The sequence below is a fragment of the Rhodopseudomonas palustris genome (genome assembly GCF_003031265.1).
Taxonomy (GTDB): Bacteria; Pseudomonadota; Alphaproteobacteria; order Rhizobiales; family Xanthobacteraceae; genus Rhodopseudomonas; species Rhodopseudomonas palustris_H.
The window spans coordinates 2,285,823-2,303,095 of sequence record NZ_CP019966.1; the positions used below are offsets into that span (position 1 = coordinate 2,285,823).

19 protein-coding genes are annotated in these 17,273 nt (G+C 65.4%); 11 read left to right on the forward strand and 8 right to left on the reverse strand.

Annotated elements, in window-relative coordinates:
* Positions 1-4: 4 nt before the first annotated feature.
* The 11 genes from nosZ (at position 5) to RPPS3_RS10560 (ending at position 11,491) form a co-directional block, all read left to right on the forward strand.
* Positions 5-1,942, forward strand: coding sequence for a TAT-dependent nitrous-oxide reductase (gene nosZ / locus RPPS3_RS10510; protein WP_107344022.1), 1,938 nt, complete (start codon positions 5-7; stop codon positions 1,940-1,942).
* A 2-nt stretch (positions 1,943-1,944) separates the two neighbouring features.
* Complete coding sequence (locus RPPS3_RS10515) at positions 1,945-3,309, forward strand: nitrous oxide reductase family maturation protein NosD (RefSeq protein WP_107344023.1); 1,365 nt, start codon at positions 1,945-1,947, stop codon at positions 3,307-3,309.
* Complete coding sequence (locus RPPS3_RS10520) at positions 3,306-4,211, forward strand: ABC transporter ATP-binding protein (RefSeq protein WP_107344024.1); 906 nt, start codon at positions 3,306-3,308, stop codon at positions 4,209-4,211. Before RPPS3_RS10515 ends, RPPS3_RS10520 begins: the two co-directional genes overlap by 4 nt.
* The gene (locus RPPS3_RS10525) at positions 4,208-5,035 is read left to right on the forward strand and encodes an ABC transporter permease subunit (RefSeq protein ID WP_107344025.1); all 828 of its coding nucleotides are present in this window, start codon (positions 4,208-4,210) and stop codon (positions 5,033-5,035) included. The genes RPPS3_RS10520 and RPPS3_RS10525 overlap by 4 nt, the downstream gene beginning before the upstream one ends.
* Complete coding sequence (locus tag RPPS3_RS10530; protein ID WP_199852207.1) at positions 5,032-5,583, forward strand: nitrous oxide reductase accessory protein NosL; 552 nt, start codon at positions 5,032-5,034, stop codon at positions 5,581-5,583. The genes RPPS3_RS10525 and RPPS3_RS10530 overlap by 4 nt, the downstream gene beginning before the upstream one ends.
* Positions 5,584-5,594: 11 nt before the next feature.
* Positions 5,595-6,593 (forward strand): FAD:protein FMN transferase, encoded by a 999-nt coding sequence (locus RPPS3_RS10535; RefSeq protein WP_107344026.1) that lies wholly within the window; start codon positions 5,595-5,597, stop codon positions 6,591-6,593.
* Positions 6,594-6,631: 38 nt separating this feature from the next.
* A complete protein-coding gene (locus RPPS3_RS10540) occupies positions 6,632-7,102 on the forward strand; it encodes a hypothetical protein (protein ID WP_107344027.1) in 471 nt (156 codons plus the stop codon).
* Positions 7,103-7,188: 86 nt separating this feature from the next.
* The gene (locus RPPS3_RS10545; RefSeq protein ID WP_107344028.1) at positions 7,189-7,479 is read left to right on the forward strand and encodes a DUF2249 domain-containing protein; all 291 of its coding nucleotides are present in this window, start codon (positions 7,189-7,191) and stop codon (positions 7,477-7,479) included.
* Entirely contained in the window at positions 7,476-8,753 is a 1,278-nt protein-coding gene (locus tag RPPS3_RS10550) for a hypothetical protein (RefSeq protein WP_107344029.1), read from the forward strand. The genes RPPS3_RS10545 and RPPS3_RS10550 overlap by 4 nt, the downstream gene beginning before the upstream one ends.
* 18 nt (positions 8,754-8,771) lie before the next feature.
* Positions 8,772-9,281 carry a hemerythrin domain-containing protein gene (locus RPPS3_RS10555; RefSeq protein ID WP_107344030.1) on the forward strand — a complete coding sequence of 170 codons (510 nt, stop codon included), beginning with the start codon at positions 8,772-8,774 and terminating at the stop codon, positions 9,279-9,281.
* Positions 9,278-11,491, forward strand: a complete 2,214-nt coding sequence (locus RPPS3_RS10560; protein WP_107344031.1) for a sensor histidine kinase — start codon at positions 9,278-9,280, stop codon at positions 11,489-11,491. The genes RPPS3_RS10555 and RPPS3_RS10560 overlap by 4 nt, the downstream gene beginning before the upstream one ends.
* 7 nt (positions 11,492-11,498) lie before the next feature.
* On the opposite strand, the gene RPPS3_RS10565 is transcribed toward RPPS3_RS10560, so the two are convergent.
* The 8 genes from RPPS3_RS10565 to RPPS3_RS10600 form a co-directional block, all read right to left on the reverse strand.
* Entirely contained in the window at positions 11,499-11,759 is a 261-nt protein-coding gene (locus RPPS3_RS10565) for a hypothetical protein (RefSeq protein WP_234820171.1), read from the reverse strand.
* A gap of 115 nt (positions 11,760-11,874) precedes the next feature.
* Positions 11,875-12,528 carry an alpha/beta fold hydrolase gene (locus RPPS3_RS10570; RefSeq protein ID WP_107344032.1) on the reverse strand — a complete coding sequence of 218 codons (654 nt, stop codon included), beginning with the start codon at positions 12,526-12,528 and terminating at the stop codon, positions 11,875-11,877.
* A 12-nt stretch (positions 12,529-12,540) separates the two neighbouring features.
* Positions 12,541-12,789: a DUF378 domain-containing protein gene (locus RPPS3_RS10575; RefSeq protein ID WP_107344033.1), complete on the reverse strand. Its 249-nt coding sequence runs from the start codon at positions 12,787-12,789 to the stop codon at positions 12,541-12,543.
* Positions 12,790-12,991: 202 nt separating this feature from the next.
* A complete protein-coding gene (locus RPPS3_RS10580) occupies positions 12,992-13,852 on the reverse strand; it encodes an SDR family oxidoreductase (RefSeq protein WP_107344034.1) in 861 nt (286 codons plus the stop codon).
* 67 nt (positions 13,853-13,919) lie between these two features.
* A complete protein-coding gene (locus RPPS3_RS10585; protein ID WP_107344035.1) occupies positions 13,920-14,288 on the reverse strand; it encodes a response regulator in 369 nt (122 codons plus the stop codon).
* Positions 14,285-16,186, reverse strand: coding sequence for a PAS domain S-box protein (locus tag RPPS3_RS10590; protein WP_107344036.1), 1,902 nt, complete (start codon positions 16,184-16,186; stop codon positions 14,285-14,287). The genes RPPS3_RS10585 and RPPS3_RS10590 overlap by 4 nt, the downstream gene beginning before the upstream one ends.
* Positions 16,187-16,261: 75 nt before the next feature.
* On the reverse strand, positions 16,262-16,459 hold the full coding sequence (locus RPPS3_RS10595) for a hypothetical protein (RefSeq protein WP_107344037.1): 198 nt from the start codon (positions 16,457-16,459) through the stop codon (positions 16,262-16,264).
* Positions 16,460-16,595: 136 nt separating this feature from the next.
* A complete protein-coding gene (locus RPPS3_RS10600) occupies positions 16,596-17,273 on the reverse strand; it encodes an HWE histidine kinase domain-containing protein (RefSeq protein WP_107346547.1) in 678 nt (225 codons plus the stop codon).

Here is a 17,273-nt window from a genome sequence, read left to right on the forward strand (position 1 = left end):
CACTATGGGCGACCAGGATCACGGACACGGCCTTAGCCGACGAACGCTACTCGGAAGCAGTGCCGTCGCGGCCGGCGTCGGCATTGTCGGCGGCGCGACCCTCGGCACCGGCGGCACGCTGATCGCGACCGCAGAAGCGCAGACCAAGCCGAGCAGCCCGGCGCGTCCTGCGATTCAGAAGAGCGAAGTCCATCCGGGCGAGCTCGACGAATACTACGTGTTCTTCTCCAGCGGCCAGTCGGGCGAACTGCGGATCGTTGGTCTGCCGTCGATGCGCGAGCTGATGCGGGTCCCGGTGTTCAACCGCTGCAGCGCTACCGGTTGGGGCCAGACCAACGAAAGCCTCAAGGTGCTGACCGAGGGCCTGCTGCCCGAGAGCCGCGAATTCCTGAAGAGCCGCGGAGGCACTTATGTCAACGGCGACCTGCATCACCCGCATCTGTCGTTCACCGAAGGCACCTATGACGGCCGCTACGCCTTCATGAATGACAAGGCTAACACCCGCGTCGCGCGTGTCCGTCTCGACGTGATGAAGTGCGACAAGATCATCCAGCTGCCGAACCAGCACACCGTGCACGGTCTGCGCGTCCAGAAGTATCCGCGCACCGGCTACGTGTTCTGCAACGGCGAAGACCGCGTGCCGCTGCCGAACGACGGTCACAACCTGACGAAGACCAAGGACTACCACGCGATCTTCACCGCGGTCGACGGCGACACCATGAAGGTGGCCTGGCAGGTGATGGTCGACGGCAACCTCGACAACGTCGATGCCGACTACCAGGGCAAGTACGCCTTCGCCACCTGCTACAACTCGGAAGAGGGCGTCACCGCCGCCGAGATGACCGCCAACGACCAGGATTGGGTGGTGATCTTCAATCTGAAGCGGATCGAAGAGGCGGTGAAGAAGGGCGACTTCAAGGAAATGGGCGGCGTGCCGGTGATCGACGGCCGCCATGGCTCGCCCTACACCCGCTACGTCCCGGTCCCGAACGGTCCGCACGGCATGAACACCGCGCCGGACGGCATCCACATTGTCGCCAACGGCAAGCTGTCGCCGACCGTGACGGTGATGGACGTGCGGCTGTTCGACCAGTTGTTCGACGACAAGATCAATCCGCGCGACGTCGTCGTCGCCGAGCCGGAACTCGGCCTCGGCCCGCTGCACACCGCCTATGACGGCAAGGGCAACGGCTACACCACGCTGTTCATCGATAGCCAGATCTGTAAGTGGAACATCGATTTGGCCAAGCGCGCCTACAAGGGCGAGAAGGTCAATCCGATCATCGACAAGCTCGATGTGCACTATCAGCCGGGCCACAACCACTCGTCGATGGGCCAGACCAAGGAAGCTGACGGAAAGTGGCTGATCTCGCTGAATAAATTCTCCAAGGACCGGTTCCTCAATGTCGGCCCGCTGAAGCCGGAGAACGATCAGCTGATCGACATTTCCGGGGAGAAGATGAAGTTGGTGCACGACGGTCCGAGCTTCGCTGAGCCGCATGACGCGACGATCGTGCATCGCTCCAAGATCAATCCGATCTCGGTCTGGGATCGGGCGGATCCGATGTTCGCCGACGCCGTCAAGCAGGCCAAGGCCGACGGCGTGAAGCTGGAGGAAGACTCCAAGGTGGTTCGCGACGGCGACAAGGTGCGGGTCTACATCGTTGCCACCGCGCCGAACTTCGGCCTCACCGAGTTCGACGTGAAGCAGGGCGATCACGTCACCGTTTATGTCACCAACATCGACACGGTCGAGGATCTCACCCACGGCTTCTCGATCGTCAACTACGGCATCCAGATGGAAGTCGCGCCGCACGCCACCGCGTCGGTGTCCTTCACCGCCGATCGTCCCGGCGTCTACTGGTACTACTGCTCCTGGTTCTGTCACGCCATGCACATGGAGATGAAGGGCCGGATGCTGGTCGAGCCGAAGAGCGTCTGAGAATGGCGATGACGGTGCGACCGATGATCCTGGCGGCGGCGGCGCTGTTCAGCGTCGCTGCGGTCGACGCTGCTTCGGCCGCGCGGATCGAGGTCGTGCCGTCGTCGGACCTGCAGGCGGTGCTGAACGGCGCCAGCGACGGCGACACCGTCGCGCTGGCGCCGGGAGACTATCGCGGGCCGATCAGGATCGAGCGCAGGCTCGAACTGATCGGTCAGCCCGGCGCTGCCGTGCTCGGGCATAGGCAGGGCAGCGTGATCACCGTGGTGGCTCCAGACGTCACGGTGCGGGGCCTGTCGGTGCGCGGCTCCGGCCGCGACCCGCAGGCGATGGATTCGGGAATTTTTCTGACCCAGACTGCCGAGCGGGCACTCATCGAAGGCAACCGCCTCGAGGACAATCTGTTCGGCATCAATGTCCATGGCGCCCGTGGATCGCGGGTCGCCCACAACATTATCGACGGCCTGCGCGGCATCCGCCTGAACGATGCCGGCAACGGCGTGCGGGTGTGGAATGCGCCGGACGTCGTGGTCGACGGCAACACCATCCGGTACGGCCGCGACGGCATCTTCTCGGTGACGAGCACGAAGGACCGCTTCATCAACAACCGGTTCGAGAAGGTGCGGTTCGCGGTGCACTACATGTACACCAACGACAGCGAAATCAGCGGCAATGTCTCGGTCGGCAATCATGGCGGCTACGCCATCATGTATTCCAACCGGCTGACGATCCTCGGCAACGTCTCCGAGCGAGATCGCGATTTTGGGCTGTTGCTCAACTACGCCAATTTCTCGCGGATCGAGCGCAATCGCGTGGTCGGTGGGCCGTTGTCCGGGATCAGTGCCGATTTCGAAGGCGCAGATGCCGACAAGGGCATGATGCCGGCCGAGCACGGCGCCGCGCACGCGCAGTTCGGCCCGACCAAATGCGTTTTCATCTACAACGCCAACAAGAACCGGTTTCGTGACAATTGGTTCGAGAGTTGTGACATCGGCGTGCACTTCACCGCCGGTTCGGAAGGCAATGAGATCGTGGGTAATGCGTTCATCGGCAATCGCAATCAAGTCAAGTACGTCGGAACCCGCGACCTCGACTGGTCGAAGGATGGCCGCGGCAATTATTGGAGCGACAATCCGGCCTTCGACCTCAATAACGATGGCATTGCCGACGCCGCCTATCGGCCGAACGATCTGGTCGACCGCGTGCTGTGGACCGCGCCGGCCGCCAAGGTGTTGATCAACAGCCCGGCCGTGCAGGTGCTGCGTTGGGCGCAGAGCCAGTTTCCTGCGCTGTATCCCGGCGGGGTGGTCGATACCCATCCGCTGATCGCGCCGCCGGCGCGGCCGATGCCGGGAGTGGGGCCATGACTGCGACCGTCGCCGTCGAGCACGTCGAGAAGCGTTATCGCGCGGTGAGGGCGCTGCACGATGTGTCGTTCGCCCTCGAGCCCGGGCGGCTCAGCGCGCTAGTCGGCCATAACGGCGCCGGCAAGACCACGCTGATCAAGCTGATGCTCGGCCTGATCCGTCCTGACGGGGGCTCGATCCGCGTGCTCGGTGAGAACCCTGCGGCCGGCGAGTTCGCCGGTCGTCGCAGCCTTGGTTTCCTGCCGGAAAACGTTGCGTTCAACGCAGCGCTGACAGGGCGGGAGACGCTGGCGTTCTACGCGCGGCTGAAGGGGAGCGACGCCAAGCAAAGCGCGGCTCTGCTGGAGCGGGTCGGCCTCGGCGAGGCGTCACGCCGCCTCGTGGGGACGTATTCCAAGGGCATGCGACAACGGCTCGGACTGGCGCAGGCCCTTCTCGGCCAGCCGCGCGTGTTGCTGCTCGATGAGCCCACCACGGGGCTCGATCCGGCGCTGCGGCTGACGTTCTATGAAATCCTCGACGAGTTGCGGCGCGATGGCGCCACCGTGCTGATCTCCTCCCATGCGCTCGACGAACTCGAAGGCCGCGCCGAGCAGGTTCTGATCATGAATCGCGGCATCCTGGTCGCCGACGGCACGCTCGCCGAGCTGCGTGCGCTCGCGGGACTGCCGATCCGGCTGACGCTGAAGCTGGCTGATCCGGTCGCACGTCCCGCATGGCTGCCGAACGACGCCGTCATCGTGCAGGATCGCTGCGAGATCGGCGTGCTGGATCACGCCGGCAAGATGCAGCTGCTGCGGCAGGCGGCAGGCGATCCAGCCGTCACTGACATCGGTGTCGCCGAGCCGACGCTCGACGAACTGTACGCCCATTTCCTTCGGCAGCAGGAGCGGGCGGCATGAAGGCCATTGGTATCATCGCCCTGAAGGAAATTCAGGAAGGCCTGCGGAATCGCTGGGTGTTCGCCGCGACGCTGCTGCTCGCCGGGCTATCGCTATCGCTGACGCTGCTCGGCAGCGCCCCGACCGGCCATGTCGGCGCCGCGGCGCTCGATGTGGTGATCGTCAGCCTGTCGAGCCTGACGATCTTTCTGTTGCCGCTGATCGCGCTGTTGATCTCGCACGACGCCATCGTCGGCGAGATGGAGCGCGGCACCATGATCTTGCTGCTGAGCTATCCGATCGCTCGGACCCACGTCATTCTCGGCAAGTTTCTCGGCCACGTCACCATCCTGAGCTTTGCGACCCTGGTCGGCTACGGTGTCTCGGCGCTCGCGCTGGTGATCAGCGGCACGCCGGTGTTGCCGCAGAGCTGGGCTTCTTTTGCCGCGATGCTCGGGACTTCGGTGCTGCTCGGTGCGGTGTTTGTCGCGCTCGGCTACGCGGCCTCGAGCCTGGTGCGGCAGCGCGGCACGGCAGCCGGCATTGCGGTCGGCATCTGGCTGTTACTCGTGCTGGTGTTCGACATGGCGCTGCTCGGCCTGCTGGTGGTCGATCAGGGCCGGCTGATCTCGGCAGGCATGCTCAACGTGCTGCTGTTCTTCAATCCGACCGATCTGTACCGGCTGAGCAATCTGACCGGCACCAATGTCAGCCAGTTCGCCGGCATGGCGGGGCTTGCCGGCACGGTTCAACCCAGTTTCGGCAGCCTGCTGGCCGGAATGGCGGCGTGGATCGCGCTGCCGCTCGGCCTTGCGATCGCCGTGTTTGCCCGGAGGGAGCTATGAGGATTTCAGGTCATATCGTCGTGCTCGCGGCCGCGCTGCTACTCGTTGGCTGCAACGACAAGTCGGGCTCTGCCGTGATGCCGCCGCCGGTGGCGCTGAATGCCGACGCCATGGGCGTGTTCTGCGGCATGAACCTCGTCGAGCATCCGGGTCCGAAGGGACAGATTCTCACTGCAAGCCGGATCGACCCGTACTGGTTCTCCTCGGCGCGGGATGCAGTCGCCTTCACGCTGATGCCGGATCAGCCCCGTGATATCCGAGCGATCTACGTCTCGGACATGGGACGGGCGCCGAACTGGGATCAACCCGGCGAGACCAACTGGGTCGACGCCAAGAAGGCGTTCTTCGTGATCGAGAGCCGCAAGCGCGGCGGGATGGGGGCGGCCGAGACCGTGCCGTTCGGCGATCGCGCGGCTGCCGAAGCGTTCGTTGCGGCGAATGGCGGGCGCGTCGTGACGTTCGATGCCATTCCCAGCAACTACGTGCTCGGCAGCGATACGCCGTCGGCGAGCGATCATCATGGCGCCGCCGAAACGCGGATGAACTAGCGAGAACCACCATGTCGCAGTCAGCACTCACTCGGCGGCGTTTCGTCACCATCGCCGCCAGCGCCTTCGGAATGGCGATGCTGGGACGGGCGGTGCCGTCGCATGCCAGCGAACCGGTGCGCTGGCGGGGCTCCGCGTTTGGCGCTCAGTTGTCGATCGAAATCCATCACCCGGATCGTGCCGCCGCGGCGAAGCTGGTAGAGACGAGCGTGCGTGAAGTGCGCCGACTCGAACAGATATTCAGCCTGTATCGACCCGACTCGGCGATCTGCGCGCTGAACCGATCCGGGGTGCTGATCGCGCCGGACCCGGACATGGTGGCGCTGCTGCGGACGACATTCCGTTTGTCAGAACAGACCGGCGGCGCGTTCGATCCCACGGTGCAGCCATTGTGGGAGCTGCATCAACGTCACTTCGAGCAGACAGGGGCCGATCCGGCTGGCCCGGCCACGGCTGATGTCGCAGGCGCGCTGGCCAAGGTCGGTTACCACGACGTATTGGTTTCGGCCGACCGCATTGCGCTGAAACGACCGGGCGCCGCCATTACGCTGAATGGTATCGCCCAGGGCTTCGCCACCGATCGCGTAGTCGATCTGCTGCGCAACGGCGGCATGACGACCACGCTGGTCGATATCGGCGAGATCCGGGCGATCGGCGCAAAGCCTGACGGGACGCCGTGGAGGGTTGGCTTAGCCGATCCGGAGAAGACCGGCGTCGAGCTTGGCACCGTCGAGTTGGTGGATCGTGCTATCGCAACGTCGTCCGGCGCAGGCTTCCGCTTCGATCCGGCGGGGCAGTTCACGCATCTGTTCGATCCATCGACGGGACGCAGTCCCTCGTTGTATCGTTCTGTTAGCGTGGTCGCGCCAACCGCGACGGAGGCCGATGCGCTGTCGACCGCCTTCAGCGTGCTTGACCGCAGCCGCATCGCCGCGATCCTTCGCGCGCGGGCGGGCGTCGAGGTGTTGCTGGCGGATGCAGAGGGGAGCGTGCAGTGGCTGCGCGCCTAAGCAAGCGCGTGCTGCTCTGACGCTGCGGTGATGTCGTGATGCTGGATTGGCCGACCGTCTTTCGTATCATCCATGTGCTCGGCGTGGTGCATTGGATCGGCGGACTGCTGTTCGTCACCTTCGTGATCCTGCCGAGCCTTCTGGACATGGAAGCGACAAAGCGGCTGCCGTTGTTCGATGCGCTGGAGCGGCGCTTTGCTGCCCAGGCGCGAATCTCGACGCTGCTGGTCGGGATCTCCGGTTTCTACATGCTGTACGCCTACGATCGCTGGGCGCAGCTCGCCGATCCGCAATTCTGGTGGCTCGGCGCGATGCTCGGGCTGTGGGCGATCTTCATCGTGATGCTGTTTATCGCCGAGCCGCTGTTTCTGCACGCCTGGTTCGACGCGCGGGCGCGCCGCGATCCGGACCGCGCATTCCGGGTGGCGCTCCGCGGCCATCGGGTGCTGAGCACGATTTCGCTGATCACCGTGCTCGGCGCGGTTGGCGGTGCGCACGGGCTGTTCTGAACCGCCATTCGCGATTGAGCTTGCGACAGAACAACGATGGCCGGGGCCGCTCGGTTAGCGTCGGCTGAGCCATGGAGTGAGCCGCGATGAGCCACAGCAAAGACCAAGCCGAACTTGGGCGCCGCTGGTATGTCGGCGACCGGCTGCACCTCGATGTCCGCGGATTGCCGTGTCCCGAACCGCTGGTCGCCGTGCTGCGCCTGATCGATGGCGGGGACGCCGGTGACGGCCTGACGGCCCTGGTCAGCCAGGAACCGCTGCTGCTGTATCCTGAGCTGGACGCGCGCGGCTGGTCCCACCGCCTGGTGACGCCGGCCGGCGACACGCTGCTGCGGGACGGCGAGGTGGTGCTCGAGATTCAGCGAGGCTCGGCATGATCGGCGCCAGCGGATTTCTCGGCACGGCCAAGAGCCGGCTGCTACCGGCTTCGGTGCCGTTCCGGTTCTTCGTCGCCGCGGCGGTGTGCCACGTTCTGCTGTGGGGTGCGGTCCTGTTCGCGGCGAATGACTTCCCGCGGTTTCGCGGCGGCGCCGGTCTGTCGCTAGCCGCGGTGCATCTGCTGACGCTCGGCGTGCTGACATTCACCGCGGTTGGCGCCGCCGTGCAGCTTCTTCCCGTAGCGACCACTAAGCCGCTGGCGGCAGTCTGGCCGATCCGGCTGGCATCCTGGTTGCTGATCCCCGGCGCGGTGGCGCTGATTGCCGGCATGGCGATTGTCGACAGCGCCTGGATGATCGGCGGCGCTGCAGCGTCGACGCTGGGGCTGTTGCTGTTCGCCGCGCTGCTCGCCGACAATCTGCGCCGCGCCGGCAGCATGCCGGTGGTGCGCGCCTATGGCTGGGCGGCGTTCGCGTCGCTGATCGCGCTCGTGGCGCTTGGGCTTGCGCTGTCGCTCGATGACCGGTTTGGATTTTTGATCAATCACGCCGCCGCAGCGCGCGCCCACATGATCCTCGGCGGTTTCGGCTTCATGGGCATGCTGGCGCTCGGCTTCAGCCATGTGCTGATCCCGATGTTCGCGCTGTCGAATGCGCCGGATCAGCGGACCGCGTGGCTCGGTTTCGGCGCCGCCGCTGCCGCAGTGGCGCTCGGCACGATCGGCGCACTCCGCGATGCCCCTGCGCTGCAGACCGCGGCCTGCGTGGTCGGCGCGGTTGCGGTCGGTCTGCATCTCGGTCTGATGCGTGTTGCGCTCGCCGGCGGCATGCGCAAGCGTCTCGGCTTGTCGTTCGTACTGATCCGTTTCTCCTGGTTGATGCTGGCGCTGACGCCGCTCGCCGCGCTCGCTGCTCTACTGGGCTGGGCCGGCCTCGGCGGGCCGACGTTGTTCGGCCTGGTGGCGCTCGGCGGTTGGTTGATGACGTTCTTGCTCGGTGTGCTGCAGCGGATCGTGCCGTTTCTGGCCTCAATGCATGTCAGCCGCGCCAGCGGCGGGCCGCCGCTGCTGACGGATCTCGGTGTTGCCGCTCCGCTCAAGATGCACGCTGTCTGCCATCTGATCGCGATCGCCGCGTTGGCGCTGGCGATCGTGTTCGACATTCCGCAGCTTGCTGCCGGCGCTGCGATGGTCGGCGCCGCCGGAGCGCTCGCCTTCGCTGTTTACATCGGCAGCGTGCTGCCGTCGCTGACGTCCGGCCGCACCCGCAACTGAGGTCATAAGGAGCCCGCCATGTTCGCCAACCGCATCAGCCAGACCCTGCACGACGAACATCGCGCCACCATCGCGCTGATGGAGCGACTGGAGGCGGCGATCTCGCGCCGGCAGCCGATCAGCATTGCCGATTCCGCCGGCGCGCGGCTGCTCGCCGATCTCGCGGCCGCGATCGAAGCCGACACGCTGCGCCATTTCGACTTCGAAGAAACCCAGCTGTTCACAATGTTCGACTCGGTCGGTGACCAACTGATCGGCGATCACCTGACCGAGGAGCACAGCTTCATGCGGCCGCTCGGCGAGAAGCTGATCGCATTGGCGCGGAACGCTCAGACTGGCGGCTTCGACGCCGGGAGCTGGCGCGAGTTCAGCCGTTCCGGCGCCGAGCTGGTGCAGCGCATGGTGGTGCATGTCCAGAAGGAAGAGATGGCGCTGCTGCCATTGCTCGATCAGACCATGGACGACGCCACCGAAGCTCGCCTCTACGATGCCTATGTCCGCGCCTCGCAAGGAGCGGAAGCGACATGACCGCATCGCCCGCCGCGCCCCGCGGCTTCGGCCGCTTGATCGGCATCCACGGCCGGCTGGTGCTGATCGCGCTGGTCGCGGCGGTGCCGATGCTGATCCTGGCCCTGGTGATTGTGGCCCAGCTCACCGACAGCAAGCGGCAGGTCAAGAACGAGGCGCTGCTGTACTCGGGGCGGCTGCTGCTGGAAAGCGTCGACAAGGAGATCAGCCGCTATGTTTATGCGGCGGAGACGCTGACGGCCTCGCCGGGGCTGCTCGCGGATGATCTATCCGGCTTTCGCAGTGAGGCGGCCCGCACGCTGGCGGCATTGCCGTTCGCCAAGATTCAGGTCGCCGATCGCAACGGCCGTATCCTGCTCGACAGCACGACGGCGGGCAGCGATCCGCAGCCATTGGCCGATGCCGATGTTCTTGCGGCTGGGCAGCGCGTGGTGGCGACGGCGACGCCGCAGATCGGGTATCTGGCCCGTACGCTCGACGGCGAGACGGTGATCGGGATCACCATGCCGGTGCGGCGCGATGGGATGGTCGTTCGTCAACTCATCATCGAGATCGAGCCCCGGCAGATCCGCGCGCTGCTCGATGCCCAGCATCTGCCGGAAGGTTGGGAAGCCGCGATCGCAGATAGCAACGGCCATCTGGTGGCGCGCTCATTGCCGGGCGAATGGGCCGGGCGGGCGATTTCACCGAGCTGGCGCGGGCTGTTGGGGCGCGAGGGGCTGCAGGAATTCTCGACGCCCGAGGGCGTGCTGAAAGTCTCCTCGGCATTTCGCTCGCAGCTCACCGGCTGGACCATCGCGGTGGGGCAGCCCAAGGAGATCTTCGAAGCGCCGATCCTGCAGACGTTTCAGCTCGCGCTCGCCGCCGGTTTGATCGTGATCGTAATCTCCTGCGGATTGGCGGCCTGGATCGCCCGCAGCGTGACGTCGCCGATCCGTTCGCTGGCCGCCAGCGCGACTGCGCTCGAATGCGCCGAGCGGATCACGATGCGCAGATCCGGCATCCCCGAATTTGATCGCGCCTTCCGCGCCTTCGACGAGGCGGCACGGCTGGTGATCGCGCATCAGCGCGCGCTGCACGACAGCGAGGAGCGGATCAGCGTCGCCCAGGACGCCGCCCATGCGGGGATCTGGGAATGGCGCATGGAGGACAATCGTCAAATCTGGACCGATCCGCTGTTCAGGCTGTACGGGCTGCGGCCGAAGGCCCGCCGTCCGTCGTTCGACACCTGGATCTCAGTGATCGACCCGGCCGATCGCACGCGTGCGGTCGAAGCCGTCGAGCAAGCGGTCGCCGATCGGCGCGAATTCGAGGTGCAGTGGCGCGTGAATTCCGCCGCGGACACGGAGCCTCGCTGGCTGCTGTCGCGCGGCCGGCCGTTGCGGGGGCCGGACGGTGAGGTCGAACGCTACGTCGGCATCGTCATCGACATCACCGAGCGCAAGCGCATGGAGGAGGCTGTCCGGGAAGGTGAGGTGCGGCTGCTGCACGCCGCCCGGCTGTCGGAGATCGGCCGGATGGCTGCGGCTTTGGCGCACGAGGTCAACCAGCCGCTCGCGGCGGTGGCCAACTACATGGCCGGCGCGCGGCGGATGATCGATCAGGACGGCGAGCCGAGCCTGCTGATGCGTAAGGTCAAGGATGCGGTCGAGAAGGCGAACGGTCAGGCGCTGCGTGCTGGTGAGATCATCCGGCGCCTGCGCGAATTCGTCGGGGTGGGCGACTCGGAAAGGACGATCGAGGACGCGCGCTCCGTGCTGCAGGACGCCGCGCTGCTCGCCACCATCGCGGCCGAGCACGATGGCATCACCGTCCGAACCGCTTTCGCTGACTCTGGTGAGGTGCTGGTCGACAAGATTCAGATCCAGCAGGTGGTGCTCAATCTGGTCCGCAACGCCATCGAAGCGATGGCCGGTGCGTCGCCCAAACAATTGACGCTGGGCCTACAGCAGCTAGGTGGCCATCTGGAATTTAGCGTGAGCGACACCGGCTCAGGCATCGCGCCCGATGTGCGCGAGCGGCTGTTCAGTCCGTTTTCGACGACCAAGCCGGGCGGCATGGGGATCGGCTTGTCGGTGTGCCGGGAGATCGTCGAAGCGCATGGCGGCAAGATCTGGGCGGATACCAGCCCCGCCGGCGGCATGGTGTTCAGCTTCACCTTGCCGCTGCTCCGCGAGGAATTGGCGATGGCCGAGCAGGGCGCGGCGTAGCGCTGCTCTATTGCGGCCGGCTGTCTGAGGGCGGCGGAGGATCGTCGTCGTTCGGGCGCCGGCCGAGGATCGTGACCTGCTCGTCGTAGCCTCGACGGCTGCTGTAGAACACCAGCACCATCAGACCGATGCCGATCACCAGCGAGAACGCGATGCCGATCGTCATGGCGATGTAGCCTTGCGCCGGCACCTCGACATCGCCGACCACCAGCCCCTCATAGGCGAAGAACACCGCCAGGCCGAGCAGCACCAGCAGCGCCGTTACCATTGCCCATACGCCGATCGAGGTTTTTCGGGGCGGGGGGCGGCGCGGTTCGGCAGAGGGTATCGGATCCATGATCATCGTCTCCGCTGTTGCTGGGCGTTCCCCGCCCGCAACGAACCTACGCCTGACGGAGCCATTGGTTCTGTCGCCACCGGCTGAGTGCCATGACGCCGAAATGGCCGAGCGGCTCGAACACCACGTTGTCGATCGGCACCGTCGCCGCGGCGCGCTTGACCAGGGCCCGCCTGCGGGCCCGGGGAACGTAGCGATCGAAACTGCCGACCGAGAATCGGCTGGCCGGATCGATCCGATCGAGCCATTCGATCGGGTGGAGGCCACGTAGCGCGCGGGTGAAATCACCGAGCGTGACGCCCGCCGCTTCGGCCTCGCGGCGCACCGGTCGCGCCGCGGGACTTTGCCAGATCATCAGGTCGCCGCGATCGGCCGAAGCGAAGCTCCACAGCGGCGTGCGGTAACGACCGGCGAGCAGCGTCGCCGGCACCGATCCCATGCTGAGGCCGACCAGCACCGGCGGGCGCCGACGCTCGATCTGGTCGGCGGCATCCTCGATCACTGCACGATTGGCGCGCGCGCAGACATCCGGGTCTGCGGCGACCACTGCGGCAGGCAGCTCGTAGCAGAGCCGCCATTGCCGCAGTCCGACCAGACCGAAGTCGAGCGCGGTCTTGAAGCTGGTCCGCCATGGCAGGAAGTAGATCGCCCCGTTCGGGTCGTTGCCGACGATCCGGCGAAACAGATCTGCGCGCGCCATGGCAGTCGTCCGTCAGTAGGTGCTGGTGCCGTAGCTCGCACCACGCGACGACAGCAGGCGGGACAGCGACACGATCTGGTACAGCGCCGACAGTGCCACCAGGATGTACACGATCCGCGCGGCGGCCGACGAGGTCGCTGTCTCGTTCGCGCCGTTACCGAGAATTGCGGTGACGAGATCGAAATCGAACAGGCCGACGAGTCCCCAGTTCAAGCCGCCGATGATAATCAGCAGAAGCGTCAGGGCGTTGATGATGCGCATGGTTTTCTCCGTTGATGTTGGTGATCCAACAGTGCGGAGAGAGGCGCGTTCCTAAAGCGAAGCGCCGCGCTGTGCATGCTTATTAGGAACGTCGGGTTCTATCGAGGCGGGCTCGGCATCGCTTAGTACGCAATGACGAAAGCCCTTCGGATGCCTCGGGTTGGCGCGGAGGGCGATGACGCCGAGCTGCGGCGTTGCCGTCTTAGATGAAGGGCTTGCCGCCGGTCACCGCCACTGTCGTGCCGGATGTGTAGCTGGACAGCGGATCAGCCAGCATCACATAGGCGGTGGCGAGTTCGGCGGGCTGGCCGGCGCGGCCGAGCGGGACCTGTTTGCCGAAATTCTTCACCGAGTCCTCGGGCATCGTCGATGGAATGAGCGGCGTCCAGATCGGGCCGGGGGCGACCGCATTGGCGCGGATGCCTTTGTCGGCGAGCATCTGCGCCAGGCCGCCGGTGAAGTTCTGGATCGCGCCCTTGGTCGTTGCGTAGGCGAGCAGGATCGGGTTCGGCATATCGGAATTGACCGAGGCTGTGTTGATGATCGCGCTGCCCGGCTTCATGTGCGGCACCGCGGCCTTGGTCAGATAGAACATCGCGTGGATGTTGACCGCAAACGTGGTCTGCCATTCCTCGTCGCTGATGTCGCCGATATCGTTGAAGGTGGCCTGATGCGCGGCATTGTTGACCAGGATGTCGATGCCGCCGAGTTCCTTGACGGCGTGGTCAACTAATTGGCGGCAATGATCCGGCTGGCTGATATCGCCGGCTACGAGTACGGCCTTGCGGCCTTCGGCCTCGACCAGCGCCTTCACCTGTTGCGCGTCGTCGTCCTCGTTCAGATAGGCGATCAGCAGGTCGGCACCCTCGCGGGCGTAGGCGATCGCGACCGCACGTCCGATGCCGCTGTCGCCACCGGTGATGATCGCGACCTTTCCGGTCAGCTTGCCGGAGCCCTTGTAGCTGTGTTCGCCATGATCGGGACGCGGCGTCATCTTGTCGGTCGAGCCCGGCATCGATTGGCGCTGGCTCGGGTAGGGCGGCTCCGGATAAGTCTGCGTCATCGGCTGCTCCTCATGTCGCAGCGCTAACCGCGGGCGAGCGTGGCTGTTCCTTGGCGGAGCCGATCGGTCAGGTGTCGAACAGCGCGCTGATCACCGTTTCAGGATCCGCCGGCTTCTCGCATCGGACGATGTGATCGAACCGCGGCGGAATGGTGTGGTGGTCATAGCCGGTCGCGAACACGAACCGCACGCCGCGCGCGGTGAGTTCGTCGGCGAGCGGGAAGACCATCCTGCCTTGCAGATTGATGTCGAGCACCGCGCCGTCGAGATGCGGGTTCGATGAAAGGGCAGCCATCGCGTCCTCGACTCGCGAAAACGGGCCCACCACCTCTGCGCCGCTTTCCTCGAACTTGCGCACCATGTCGTCGGCGATGAAGTACTCATCCTCGACCAGGAGAATACGCCGGCCGGACAGGGCTGAGGATGGACTGCTCATGGCGCCTGCTCCGCTTCGGTCGTATCGAGAGGAAGGCTGATCGTGCATCGCACGCCGGTGTCTCTCAACTCGAATGTTGTGGTCGCGCTCAGCGCGTAGGGCAGCGCGCGTTCGATCAGTCTGCGGCCATAACCGCCGGTCTGCTCGCCCTGGGTATCGGGTTGTTCCGGGCTGCGGCCGTGTTCGATCCAGACGAGTTCGAGCTGGCGGCCGGATGGGAGCATGCGAACCTGCCAGATGACGTCCAGTCGTCCGGTCAGGATCGCCAGGGCCCCGTATTTGCGGGCATTGGTCGCCAGTTCGTGCAGCGCCAGCGCCAGGGTCTGAACGCTCGAATTGCGCAGCGGCACGTTGGGGCCGCTGATCGTGACGCGGGTTCGGTCGATCGCGCCCAAGGCATCCAGCGCTACCCGCACAAGTGTGGCGATGGTAATTGGTTCCTGCGCTGAGCGTGACAGCAGCCCCTGGACGCGGGCGAGCGCCGCCAGCCGGTCGTTAAACTGCGATTGAAACTGTTCCATCGTCCGGCTGGTCGACATCGTCTGCCCAGCGATTGACTGCACGACGGCGATCAGATTTCGAGTGCGGTGCTGAAGCTCGGTCACCATCACTTCCTGCCGCTGCTGCATCCGGCGCAGGGTGTCGATGTCGGTGGACGTTCCGAGCCAGCTCAGAATCTCGCCGGCGCTGTCGCGCACCGGCGCTGCCCTGATCGCGAACCAGCGATAGTTGTCGGTGTGGCCATGTCGAATCCGGTACTCGGTCTTGAACGCCCCGGCTTCGTGGGCCTCCGACCACGCCTTCAGCGCCAGGGGCCGATCGTCTGGATGCACGGCGTCCTGCCAGCCGAAGCCAACGCTCCGCTCGGTCGGCAGGCCGGTGAAGTCGCTCCACTGCGGGCTCGACCAGATCCAGCTTCCATCGAGCGCTGCCTGCCAGACCAGCTGTGGAATGCCCTCGATCACGGCGCGCAGGCGTGTCTCGCTCTCGCGAATCCGTTCTTCATTGCGGCGACGTTCGGTGACGTCCTGACCGATCTTGAGGAAGCCGTGGACTTGTCCGTCCGGCCCCCGAACGCTGGTGACGCTGCCCTCGATGAACACACGTGAGCCGTCCTTGTGGACGTGCCAGCGGACGTTCGGCGCCGCGCCTTCGCGCCGGGCGGTCTCGATCTCCTTGACATCCTCGCCGCGGACACGGTCCTCCGGTGTGAACAACATGTTGGCTGATCGGCCTTTGGCTTCTTCGGCCGTCCATCCGAACACCGCTTCGGCCCCGGGCAGCCAGTCGATGATCCGATCGACCGCATCGGTGGTGAAGATCGCATAATCATGGGCGGCTTCGACGATCACCCGGAACCGTTCTTCGGCTTCACGAAGCGCGCGCACTTTGTTGAGGCGATCGATCACCGGGCCGAGGATGGTGGAGTAGGTGCGAAGGAATTCCACGTCATCCTGCGAAAAGTCGCGGGGGTTGCGGCTGTCGACCTGGAGCAGGCCATAAGGGCGGCCGCCCGGGAGAAAGATCGGCACATTGGCAAGCGCGACCACGCCCGCGGCCTTCAGGAAGGCTGGCAGCTCGAACCTCGCCTCGGTCCGGACATCGCGGCTTGTGACGGGCACGCCGGCCTCGATCGAGAACGTCTCGGACGTGAGTTCGCGCATCGGCAGGCGAAGGTTGCCGACAATACCGGCGTCCCAGCCGACGCCGGCGCGCACGAACAGGCTCTGGGTACGTTTTTCGATTTCCAGAACTTTCGCCCGATGAGTCCCGAGGGCGTCGCCGACGAGGCGGCAGGCTTCGGTCAGGACGTCGGTGAGATTCTCATTGCGAAGCGCAAACTCACCGAAGTCTGCCAGGAGCCGCTGCCGCTTTCGCCATTGTTGGTGATCGTCCATCGCCGGACTCCGGTGAGAATCGGCGCCTTCAACCCCGCGAGGGAGCAGGCGTTCCTGGGCCGATTCACCGTGCTGTCAGCGGCGCGCTTCGCGGGATTCTAGCCAAGCGATGATTCCAAGCGCGGCCTCCATCGACCGTGCCCGGCGTTCCCAGTTCTCGTGAGCTTCGTGATCGCCGCTCTCTTCGGCTTCCTGCTTCCAACGGTCGGAAAACACCGACAGCCGTTGCTCGAGCGACAGATGCTGCTTGGTTCGGTTGCGACGCTTCTTCACGCAGATCCCTTTCGTCGTTGGGATCAGGCTAGGAGCGGAGCATCCTGGATGCATTCACCTATGCTAATTGAACCGCAAAAGAGGGCGCACAACGGCGCCAACGGAGCGGGAAATTGTCAAGACTACTTGACAATTCTCAGTTTGCGCCGCGCCGCCCGATCCGTTCCGACAAGGGAAACCGGATGGTGCAGCGAAACCCGTCCGGCTCGAACGCGAGGTCGGTCTCGGCCTTGAGTTCGTATCCAAGCGTGCGGGTCAGCACCTCGGTGCCAAAGCCGTTGTGGGATGGCTGGGGAACAGCTGTGGTATCAGTTTCTTTCCAGACGAAGGTTAGCAGCGGGGCTGTGCCGTCGCCGTCGACGGTCCAGGAGATCGCTATGCTGCCGTTACCGCCGAGGGCGCCGTGCTCGACGGCGTTCACCGCCAGTTCGTGCACGGCAAGAGCGAGCACCTGGCCGGCCCGGGCCTGCAGATGCAGGTCGGGCCCGGCGAAGGTGGCGCGCTCGCCGTCGCGGACCTGATAGTGCAGCAATTCGTCGGCCAGCAGCTTGTGGAAGTCGATCGCGCCCTGTTCGTCGGCAACGGCCTGGGCGCGCATCAGCGCGTCGAGCCGATCCTCCAGATGACCGACATAGGAATCGAGATCGCGGCGGGCGCCGGCCGACTTGCGGATGATCGTGCGCAGCATGGCCATGGTGCTGCGCAGGCGGTGCCGCAGTTCGCCCGGGGCGTCACGTTGGTCCAGCAGGCGTCGCAGGCGGCGGTTGTCCGCTTCAAGTTCGGCGATCCGGCTGTTGGTGTCGTCGATCGGCAT